We start from the raw sequence: 284 nt of genomic DNA on the forward strand, positions 1-284 counted from the left end.
CCCATGGTTCGGGTTTGTAGCTGGTCGACCAGGGACGTGTGCGCAATCAGGCTACGGGCAACGACCATAATGCCCGAGGTGTCTTTGTCGAGGCGGTGTACGATACCCGCCCTGGGCAGATTCTCGACCTCCGGTGCGTAGTTCAGCAGGGCATTGACCAGGGTTCCATCGGCATGGCCGGCCGCCGGGTGCACTACTAGGCCCGCGGGCTTGTTGATGACCAGCAAGTGCTCGTCCTCATAGACAATATCGAGGGAGATTTCCTCGGCCTGCCAGCTCACCTG

At 60.9% G+C, this 284-nt stretch carries 1 protein-coding gene; it reads right to left on the reverse strand.

Going from position 1 to position 284, the window contains the following annotated elements:
- On the reverse strand, positions 1 to 284 hold a 284-nt coding region (locus B2W52_RS12800), incomplete at both ends, for a pseudouridine synthase (RefSeq protein ID WP_286803428.1).

The organism is Marinobacter sp. UBA2498, from assembly GCF_002341575.1.
Taxonomy (GTDB): Bacteria; Pseudomonadota; Gammaproteobacteria; order Pseudomonadales; family Oleiphilaceae; genus Marinobacter; species Marinobacter manganoxydans.